Origin of the sequence: Streptomyces sp. NPDC032940 (assembly GCF_040636935.1) — a bacterium.
GTDB lineage: Bacteria > Actinomycetota > Actinomycetes > Streptomycetales > Streptomycetaceae > Streptomyces.
The window spans coordinates 1-7,817 of record NZ_JBEZVJ010000068.1 but is presented as its reverse complement, the minus strand read 5'-3'; the positions used below and the strand labels follow the sequence as shown (position 1 = coordinate 7,817).

6 protein-coding genes and 1 pseudogene are annotated in these 7,817 nt (G+C 68.2%); 4 read left to right on the top strand and 3 right to left on the bottom strand.

Annotation, left to right across the window (positions count from 1 at the left end):
• Positions 1 to 91: 91 nt before the first annotated feature.
• Positions 92 to 685 (bottom strand): dihydrofolate reductase family protein, encoded by a 594-nt coding sequence (locus AB0E77_RS33975; protein WP_361578800.1) that lies wholly within the window; start codon positions 683 to 685, stop codon positions 92 to 94.
• A 69-nt stretch (positions 686 to 754) separates the two neighbouring features.
• On the opposite strand from AB0E77_RS33975, the gene AB0E77_RS33970 reads away from it, so the two are divergent.
• The 3 genes from AB0E77_RS33970 (at position 755) to AB0E77_RS33960 (ending at position 3,778) form a co-directional block, all read left to right on the top strand.
• A complete protein-coding gene (locus AB0E77_RS33970; RefSeq protein ID WP_361578797.1) occupies positions 755 to 1,333 on the top strand; it encodes a TetR family transcriptional regulator in 579 nt (192 codons plus the stop codon).
• Positions 1,334 to 1,609: 276 nt separating this feature from the next.
• Positions 1,610 to 3,202, top strand: coding sequence for an ISL3 family transposase (locus tag AB0E77_RS33965; protein WP_361578803.1), 1,593 nt, complete (start codon positions 1,610 to 1,612; stop codon positions 3,200 to 3,202).
• 63 nt (positions 3,203 to 3,265) lie between these two features.
• Complete coding sequence (locus tag AB0E77_RS33960) at positions 3,266 to 3,778, top strand: hypothetical protein (RefSeq protein WP_361578794.1); 513 nt, start codon at positions 3,266 to 3,268, stop codon at positions 3,776 to 3,778.
• Positions 3,779 to 3,924: 146 nt separating this feature from the next.
• Here the strand turns inward: AB0E77_RS33960 and AB0E77_RS33955 are convergent.
• Both AB0E77_RS33955 and AB0E77_RS33950 read right to left on the bottom strand, forming a co-directional pair.
• A pseudogene (locus AB0E77_RS33955) lies at positions 3,925 to 4,556 on the bottom strand (TetR family transcriptional regulator).
• A 303-nt stretch (positions 4,557 to 4,859) separates the two neighbouring features.
• Positions 4,860 to 5,501, bottom strand: coding sequence for a carbonic anhydrase (locus AB0E77_RS33950; RefSeq protein ID WP_361578791.1), 642 nt, complete (start codon positions 5,499 to 5,501; stop codon positions 4,860 to 4,862).
• Positions 5,502 to 6,503: 1,002 nt separating this feature from the next.
• Here AB0E77_RS33950 and AB0E77_RS33945 point away from each other — a divergent pair.
• Entirely contained in the window at positions 6,504 to 7,469 is a 966-nt protein-coding gene (locus AB0E77_RS33945) for a MerR family transcriptional regulator (RefSeq protein ID WP_361578788.1), read from the top strand.
• The last annotated feature ends 348 nt before the right edge of the window (positions 7,470 to 7,817 follow it).

Here is a 7,817-nt window from a genome sequence, read left to right as displayed (position 1 = left end):
TCCCCCATTGATCCCATAGCCAGACCCTAGCCTCCGCAGCCAGACCCTAGCCTCCGCAGGGAGCAACCATCCAAGATCCGCCGGACAGGCCCTAGCGGCGGGTGAGGCGGGTGAAAGTGACCCCGTTGGGAAACGCGGTGCGCTCGGCGACGTCGAAGACGGTCGGGTCGAAGGCCCCGTCCACTACCGGGACTCCGGTACCGGCAACGACCGGATAGGTCTTGATCAGGAGCTCGTCGATCTCGGGCAACAGGGTGCCCGCGAGCCGGCCACCACCGCAGAGCCAGATGTCCAGGCCGGCGTCCACCTCGCCCTTGAGCTCGCGGACGAGGGCGAGCGGGTCGCCCGGCACGACGGTGACGGTCGGGTCGGTGTCCGGCTCGAGGGTGCTGGACACGACGTACTGGCGCAGGTGTACGTACGGACTGGTGATCCCGTTGTCGAGGGCGGGGCGATAGGTACCGAGGCCCATGACGACGGTGTCGAAACGCCGGTTGGGCGCGTCGGCCACGCCTACGGCCGCGCGGTAGGCGGTCGGGACGGTCTCGGGGTACAGCGCGTTCATCCAGGCCGAGTAGGCGGTGGCCTGCTGTTCATCGCCCTGCGGAAAGAAGTCGAACTCGCCGCCGGGGCCGGCGATGCGGCCGTCGAGTGAGACGCCGATGTAGTACACGAGCTTTCGCAAAGTAGTCCCCCATCCGTAGTACTCTGTCTGAAGTGGTTTGAACGTAGTACTACGTATGGAGTGGTGTCAATGGTGAGACGGAACGACCAGCGCCGCGCCGCCCTCGTCGACGCGGCGATCGAGGTGCTGGCCGGCGAAGGTGCACGAGGGCTGACGTTCCGGGCGGTCGATGCCAAGGCGACTGTTCCCGCCGGCACGGCGTCCAACTACTTCGCCAACCGCGACGACCTGCTCACCCAGGCCGGCGCCCGCGTCTACGAGCGGCTCCAGCCCGACGAGGCCACGATCGCGCGTCAGCAGGCGGCCGGCCGTGACCGGGAGACGTACGCGGAGCTGATGCGGGAGCTCGTCGGCCGGGTGGCCGCCTTCCGCACCGGCTACCTCGCGTTGCTCGAACTTCGCCTTGAGGCCACCCGGCGCCCCGAACTGCGCAGGGTCCTCACCGAGCGGGTCCGGGCCGACGTCGACGCCAACGTCGCCTATCACGAGGCTTCAGGCCTCCCCGGAGACGCCACGGCTGTCAAGTTGCTCATGCTGACGCTGAACTGGCTGATCGTTGAGCAGCTCACCCTGCCGGACGTCTTCACGGAGGCAGAGCGCGAACAACTGGTGGCGGCCGCAGTGGAGCGCATCGTGGCGGCGCAGTAGGCGACTCGGCGCGGGACGTGCCGGTTCTCGCAGCGACGGCGATGTCCCTCGTCGTTCAGCTGCGTAGTCCGTCGCGGAACGCGTGGGCGGATTGGTCCTGGATCTTTTTTCACCTGATCAGGTCCGGGGCTTTGTTCACGAGTGTCGGTTCTGGCTCGCTTTCCGTGATGTACGCACGCTGAGTGACGGCTGACGCTCCGATCGGGCTCCGGGAAGTTGCCTGAAAATGACCAGTGCCGATCTTGATGTGGTCGACAGTGCGGCGTCGTGGAAGAGATGGCGCCCCGCCTGGAGGGCCTGCTGTTACCGTCCATCGCGGACGTGTCGGTGCTGTCGCTGGACGTGAGCCACGAGGCGATACGCATCGACGTCTGCAGTACGGCGGACGGGGCGGCATGCCCGGACTGCGGGAGCCAGTCGACCCGGGTGCACAGCTCTTACCTGCGGTTTCCAGCGGACGTGCCGAGTGGGGGACGTCTGGTGGTCCTGCAACTGCGAGTCCGGCGGTTCTTCTGTCCGGAGCCTTCGTGTGCTCGGCAGACGTTCGCTGAGCAGATGCCGGGACTGACCCGGCGGCACAGCAGGTGGACGGAGCGGTTGCGGTCGACTCTCGCCGCGGTGGGTCTCGCCCTCGCCGGCCGGGCTGGCGCCCGGATGGCCCGGGCATTCGGGGTGCCCATCAGCCGCAGCGCGGTGTTGCGGCTGCTCGATGCATTGCCCGAACCCGCAGTCCCGGCCCCGCGAGTGGTGGGGGTTGATGAGTACGCCACGCGCAAAGGACGGGTCTACGGCACGGTGCTCGTCGACGTCGAGACCCGCCGGCCGGTGGATCTGCTGCCCGACCGAGAGGCGTCCAGCCTGGCCGCATGGCTGGCGAAGCGACCCGGGATCGAGATCGTCTGCCGGGACCGCGCGCCGTTCTTCGCGGAAGGCGCCACAGCCGGGGCACCACAGGCGACGCAGGTCGCCGACCGCTGGCATTTGTGGCACAACCTTGGGGAAGCCACCGAGCGGGCTGTCGCCCGCCACCGCCAGTGCCTTCGCGTCCTGGTCCCCGATCGCGAGGCGAAGGCCGACAAACCGGCGCCGCCCGAGGAGAAGGCGGACTCTCCATGGCGGAGCGAGCGGTTCGCCAACCGCGTCCGAGCCAGGCACGCCACGGTCCACGCGCTGCTGGAAGCCGGCCACAGCCGCCGTTCCATCGGGCGTCAGCTCCAGATGACCCACCGCACCGTCAAGAGCCTCGCCGACGCTGCGAAGCCGGAAGACCTCTTTCGCGGCCAGTGGCAGTACAACAGGACCTCCGTCCTCGATGAGTACAAGCCCTACCTGGACGAACGCTGGGACGAGGGCTGCACCAACGCCTGGAAGCTCTGGGAGGAGATCGTTCCCTTGGGCTATCGAGGCAGCTACGGCCGGGTCAGCGCCTACCTGCGAGAGAAGCGCACCTCGCCACGGCCAGTCACCGCGCAACCGCCGGCACCCCGCGTGGTGACGAGATGGATCCTCAGCCGACCCGAGACGCTGACCGAGATCGAACAGCTCCGGCTCAAGGCCGTCCTTGCCAACTGCCCTGAACTCGGCGCCCTGACCGGTCACGTCCGGTCCTTCGCCCAAATGCTCACCGAGCGGCAGGGGGAACGACTCCCGCAGTGGCTCGACGCCGTCCGCCAGGACGACCTTCCCAGCCTCCACACTCTCGCGGCCGGCATCGATCGAGACCGCGACGCCGTCATCGCCGGCCTGACCCTGCCCTGGAACTCCGGCGTCGTCGAAGGACACGTCAACAGGATCAAGATGCTCAAGCGCCAGATGTTCGGCCGAGCCGGTTTCAGACTGCTACGCAAGCGCGTATTGCTGGCCACCTGATCAACCACCAGGCTCTCGGTGATAGGACTTCCCTCTACCGAAAGATGATGAGAAGGCGACAGCGTGGACGCAGTAGTAGCGATCAGCCTGATCCGCATGGCCGCTGCAGACCTGGCCATGGAACCCTGGCAGCGTCCCTCGGACGCTTACCTGGTCCAGTTGGGCCTGGACACCCTGATGGCCGACATCGAGGCTCCCTCTCTTCCCCTGCTGGCTGGCCTCGCGCGTGGTGAGTATCCCCAGGCCCGCGAGCTGTTCGACCTTGTGCTGGAAGAGTTGGGCCTGCTGCCGCTGGCCTCGGAAGATCTTGCCAAGGCGCGATGGACCGCGGCCCAGTGGTGGGCCGGCCAGATCGTGGCGTGCCAACTCGATCCCGTGCACGGAGCGAAACTGATCTATGAGGAAGCTGCAGCCGAACTCGACTACCCCGACGCGCTGCAACCCATTGTTGATCTGGCGAAAGCACTCGACCTGCCGAAGGATCAACCTCCGGACCAGCAGCACATTCGCGACCGGGTCACCTCAGCGGCACGAGACTTTCTCGCCACAGAAGCGCACCAGAACCACAGCCTTTGAGCTACGTCGCATGACCCACCGTGACCGGTTCACGGAAAGCGAGCCAGAACCCGAGTGTCGACAGCGATTGTTCAGTACTTCGGGAGGCGCTGACACCGCGCTGTGTTCGATGGTCAAGGGAGGTGACAGCGCCCGATCCGGGCGCTTCAGTCCTTCCGGTGGGTGGCGACGGCGTCATCACCGAAGGAGGCGGTGAGTGCCCGTGCGATCAGGTCGGGCAGTCTGGTGCGTCCGTCGTCTTCGACCCAGCGCGTCAGCGCCGTGTGCATCGCGGCCAGGCAGGCGCTGGTGGCGGCTTGGGCGCGGAACGCGGCGTCGGGATCGGTCGCGTCCTTCCCGAGAGCTTCGACGATGGCCTGTTGTAGCGCGTACTGGCTGTCCAGATGCCGGGCCCGCAGCGCGGGCGTTGAGACCATGAGCCGGAGGCAGTCCAGCAGGAAGCGTTCGTTCGCCGCCTGTTCGTCCCCGTCGCCGCCGGTCGAGGCGGTGGCCGCGTCGACGAGGGCGCTGCCGATGCGGCGCACCAGGGGTTGCGTTGCTGACGACGCGGCAACGTGCTCGGTGATGAGTGGGCGGGCTGGTCAATGAGGACGAGGTCCTCCTTGGTGGGAAAGTGTCGGTACACGGTCATTGACGAGACGCCGGCAGCCCCGGCCACGTCGGCCACCGTCACCGCGTCGTAGCCGTGGTGGGTGAACAGCCGCACCGCGTGCGCCTGGATCAGGCGCCGCGTCTCGGAGCGCCGTCGTTCCCGCAGGTTTGGTTGCCGCTCATTCATGCGGGCGTGACAGGGTGTCCCTGTGTGATCCGAAACCACGGAAGCTGCGGATTGGTCCCATGCGAGCGGTGGACAGAATGCGACGCAGCCGCTCTGGCAGGCCGGCACAGCTGGCGTCATGCGGCCGGGACGGCCGTTCCCATTCCCGGCGCACCGCCCGGCCCAAGTCCGCGAGAGGAGGGGCCACCGGCCGCGGGCGGCTCCGTGCGGCACCGGGATGCCCGTTCCACCGGATTCCTCATCCACGTACACGGGCGTCTTCCGACTGCGACACATCACGCTGAGCCGCCACGGCCAAGGTGGTCAGGATGCGGCAGGGACGGCGGTCTCCACGCCGCGGGACGCAACGACCTGCGCACGGCCGTCGGACAGGCGGTAACACAGGCCCACCACCGCGGCCTGTCCTGCGGCGACCTTCTCGGCAAGCACCCGGGAGCGATCCAGCAGCAGATCCACCGTGTGCCTCACGTGTTCGGCGAGGACCTCGTGCGGCTCGACCTTGCCCGCAGCCCGTGCCGCCAGCACGCTGGGCGTAACCCGCTCGACGACGTCCCGGATGTAGCCGCCCGGGGTCGCACCGTCCTCCAGAGCGGCGCACGCTGCGCCGACCGCGCCGCACGAGTCGTGACCGAGGACGATGATCAGCGGGCAGTTCAGGACGTCCACGCCGTACTCGATGCTGCCCAGCACCTCCGGGCCCATCACGTGGCCGGCGGTGCGCACCACGAACAGGTCGCCCAGGCCGCGGTCGAAGATGATCTCAGCGGCCAGCCGGGAGTCGGAGCAGCCGAACAGCACCGCGAAGGGCTGCTGGGACGGTGCGATCTCGGTACGGCGGGCGGCGTCCTGGTTGGGGTGGTCGGGAGTTCCGGCCACGAAGCGCTGGTTACCGGCCAGCAGCAGGTCAAAGGCATCGCGCGGAGTCGGGTTCTGGATTTCGGTCATGACCGCAGCCTACGAGTTGGCTACCGGTCGTCGCACGGTCAGGTCCTGCCGGTGTCCACGGGGAAGGTCACACCGACGGTGGCGTCGAGGGTGCCGCTCGGCGCGTCCGGGGCGATTCCTGTCGGGCCGCGTAGATGATGAAGCATGGCGTGTGACGAGGGCCACGGATGGTCTGAGACCAACCTCGCCGGATTGCAGGTCCGCGTGGACGGTGCCGCTGGGATGCGTCTCCTTGGGTGGGAGAGCGCCTGCCGTTCTCAGTGGTAAGAGCGGTCATGCTCGTCGCGACGCCGACGGCCGGACCGTCGGCCGCCCCGTACCTGCACTGCCGGGTATGCGAAGGCCGCAACATTGCGATGGTCAGCCGGAGGCCGGGTTCCGGTGGGCCCCCCGTCCGTTGCCGGCACCCCGGCGCCGGGGCGCCGAGAAGATCCGCAGCGTATTGCGGCAGGCCGACTACACCGAGTTCACCGGCTGTGAGGACGGATTCGCCGTGGACGGCGGGCAAGCCGGGAACCGTTCGTGGTGGTGTGCACGATCCACGAATGGGCGGCAGCGGAGCAGGAGCTGCACGGAGATCGCCAGGCGCTGACCGAAGCGGGCATGCGCGTCGAGTCGGACTCCGACAACCGCAACGCAATGGAACGGTTCGGTCTTCCCGACCCTTCGGGATCTTCGGGGCAACCCTCCCACCGGTGAAGGGCATCCCGCCGATCCGCAGGCCGCCCGACCAAGGCATACCGGCGCCCAGAGCGCGGACTCGACCACGGCAGGGCAGCGCCGTGACGGCGACATTGTGATGTCGGGGCCGGCGCCGTCTCCTTACGCAGGAGTCTGAGTGATGCCGAACACCCGGATGCCCAGAGGCGGCCAGGACGCCGGCGACGGTCAGCATCACCGTGACCGGGGTCTTGAGCGCGAGCGCCTGTCAAAGTGTGGCCGGCGGCCAAGCGGAGAGAGTGAGGTTGAGTCTCCTGTAGGGGGAGACGCGAGAGTGCAGGCATGGACGGCGACACGCTCTTCACAATCGGTGACCTGGCCCGGCGAACCGGCCTGACGGTCAAGACCATCCGGTTCTACTCCGACACTGGGACCGTGCCGCCGACAGACCGCAGCCCGGCTGGCTACCGGCTCTATGACATCGACGCGCTCACACGCCTGGATCTGGTGCGCACCCTGCGTGACCTGGGACTCGACCTTGCTGTCATCCGGCAGGTGCTGGACCGGGAGGTCTCGGTGCCCGAGGTCGCGGCCGCACACGCGGACGCCCTGGAGGTGCAGATCCGCGCCCTCCGACTGCGGCGCGCGGTGCTGCGAGCGGTGGCCAAACGGGGCTCCACCCCCGAGGAAATGGACCTCATGCACAAGCTTGCCAAGCTCTCCGACGAGGAACGCCGACGCCTCATCAACCACTTCATCGACGACACCTTCGGCGGACTCGACGCCAACGCCGACTTCGTCGACATGATGCGCTCGGCCATGCCCGAACTGCCGGACGACCCCGAACCCGAGCAGGTCGACGCCTGGGTGGAGCTCGCCGAACTCACTCAGGATCCAGACTTCCGCGCCGCCGTCCGCCGCATGGCGAAGTACCAGGCAGCCGAGCGCGCCCAAGGCGACGTCACCGGCTTGCACCACGACCTCACCGAGACCGTCCGCGACACCGTCGGCCACGCGCTCGATGCCGGCATCGCTCCAGCCTCGGCCGAGGCCACACCCATCATCGACAGCCTTACCGCCCGTTACGCCCAAACCTTCAGCCGCGCCGACGACGCCGACTTGCGCCACTGGCTGCTGACACGCCTGGAGATCGCTGGCGACCCCCGCACGGAACGCTACTGGCACCTGCTGGCCGTCATCAACGGATGGCCCGTCCCGCCCAGCCTGGCACCGGTGTTCACGTGGTTCACAGAAGCCCTGCGCACTCACACCCCGCAGCAGTCCCGCGGGCAGTGGTCCCACGCCTGATGGCCGCTCCGATCCTCGCGGCTTCGATCACGCCGCGAGGCGCCGTGGGCCGTGTCGTGAGGTGCATGCGCGCGCCCCGTTCCGTTCCGAGGGGCAACGGGAGCTGAATGCCCGGGGGTGCGGGCGATGTCCAGCTCTCCTGGCCGGCCTGGGCGGTGCTGGCCCGTCTCGTGTCCGCCCGTCGTCGCACGGCATACCAAACCGCCCCCCGGAAGTGCGCCGCAAGCCGCGCTCCGCTGTCAGAGGCCGTTCCCTTTCCGAACCTCATGTGGCATCTTCGCTGGTCAGGCATGAAGGAGCCGCTGTCGCGGGAGCCTCGGTTTGTTGCCGGGCGAGGTGTCGTGGAGG

Excerpts from the sequence above, each read along its gene's own strand:
- AB0E77_RS33970 (WP_361578797.1), top strand. The coding sequence starts at position 755 with ATGGTGAGACGGAACGACCAGCGCCGCGCCGCCCTCGTCGACGCGGCG.
- AB0E77_RS33965 (WP_361578803.1), top strand. The coding sequence starts at position 1,610 with ATGGCGCCCCGCCTGGAGGGCCTGCTGTTACCGTCCATCGCGGACGTG.
- AB0E77_RS33950 (WP_361578791.1), bottom strand. The coding sequence starts at position 5,501 with ATGACCGAAATCCAGAACCCGACTCCGCGCGATGCCTTTGACCTGCTG.
- AB0E77_RS33945 (WP_361578788.1), top strand. The coding sequence starts at position 6,504 with ATGGACGGCGACACGCTCTTCACAATCGGTGACCTGGCCCGGCGAACC.